This is a genomic window from Mesorhizobium sp. M7D.F.Ca.US.004.03.1.1 (assembly GCF_003998635.1).
Lineage (GTDB): Bacteria > Pseudomonadota > Alphaproteobacteria > Rhizobiales > Rhizobiaceae > Mesorhizobium > Mesorhizobium loti.
Map to the genome: position 1 here is coordinate 1 of NZ_RZQG01001314.1, position 1,217 is coordinate 1,217.

The following is a 1,217-nucleotide window of genomic DNA, read 5'->3' on the forward strand; positions in this document are numbered from 1 at the left end:
CCCTTAAGCCTGAAATCCTGCTGCTTGACGAGGTGACGTCAGCACTCGATCCGGAGTTGGTGCATGAGGTGCTCGACACGATACGCCTGCTGGCATCCGAGGGTATGACAATGCTGACGGTTTCGCACGAAATGGGGTTCGTGCGTGAAGTCTCCTCGAAAGTGCTCTTCCTGGACGGCGGCTGCATTGTCGAAGCCGGCCCCCCTTCGCAGATATTCGACAATGCCCTGGAAGCCCGTACACGGCAGTTTCTTGGCAAGGTCCTGCACCGCTAAGCCCCCACCCTCTCGAACAACAGAGAAACCAAGATATGACCAAGATAACGCTGAAGGCCGGCGCCTTTACCTTCCACGGCCGGCTTGAGACGCAGCTGGCTCCGCGGACATGCGCGGCTTTCGTCGAACGAATGCCATTTGAGAGCCGCGCCATTCATGTGCGCTGGAGCGGTGAAGGGTTATGGATGCCACTCGGCGATTTCAGCTTCGGCGTGGACTACGAAAACCACACCAGCTATCCCGCGCCCGGCCAGATCATCCTGTATCCGGGCGGCATCAGCGAGACCGAGATTCTGCTCGCTTATGGCAGTGTCCATTTCGCCTCCAAGGTCGGGCAACTCGCCGGCAATCACTTCATCACCTTGACATCCAATCTCGACAAGCTTCCCGAACTCGGCCGGGTCGCCTTGTGGGAAGGCGCGCAGAAGATAATGTTCTCGCTGGATTGAACAAATCGAGCGGCAACAAATAGAGCCGCCGCGCAGTGCGCGGCGGCTTTGGCGTTTCCAGGTCAAAAAAATATCTCTACCCTGCGCGCATGGCCATCAGGCCAGGCGGACCGCCCTTGGTGGGTTCAAAGATCGAGCGGGTCCTCGTAGTCGGGCAAGAATTTGCCAGTGTCATAGATTTCAATATCGATTGGACGCGTGGCTTCCTGCTCTTCCTCGTAGCTGTAGCGTCCTGACGCACTAGGGCAGATGGAGACTGCGCAAAGCACGTCCATCTCGGCGTAGAACTCGACGTAGTCACCCTTCTTTACATCCGTGACTTCCCACGGATGCAGGCCGGTCTCGGGGTCGATGTAACACTTCATGAACAGATTGACGTTGTCGTGCAGGTCGGCCGCCTTCAGCCCGTGCGGAGCCACTGCCCGTGTCAGGTTGCAGTAGCAGTTGTACCTGGTGACGAAGGGATGGTCCTTGTCTTTTGTCACCCAATACC

The 1,217-nt window shown here is 57.7% G+C and carries 2 protein-coding genes and 1 pseudogene; 2 read left to right on the plus strand and 1 reads right to left on the minus strand.

Features of this window, described 5'->3' with window-relative positions:
* Positions 1–275 (plus strand): annotated as a pseudogene (locus tag EN935_RS36640) (amino acid ABC transporter ATP-binding protein); the annotation flags it as partial.
* Between the two features lie 35 nt (positions 276–310).
* Positions 311–724 carry a DUF3830 family protein gene (locus EN935_RS36645; RefSeq protein ID WP_127374268.1) on the plus strand — a complete coding sequence of 138 codons (414 nt, stop codon included), beginning with the start codon at positions 311–313 and terminating at the stop codon, positions 722–724.
* 125 nt (positions 725–849) lie between these two features.
* Here EN935_RS36645 and EN935_RS36650 read toward each other — a convergent pair.
* The coding region (locus EN935_RS36650; protein ID WP_127374269.1) for a DUF1989 domain-containing protein at positions 850–1,217 on the minus strand (368 nt) is incomplete at its 5' end.

What these genes read in the sequence shown, in the direction of transcription:
- EN935_RS36645 (WP_127374268.1), top strand. Translation starts at nt 311, where the DNA reads ATGACCAAGATAACGCTGAAGGCCGGCGCCTTTACCTTCCACGGCCGG.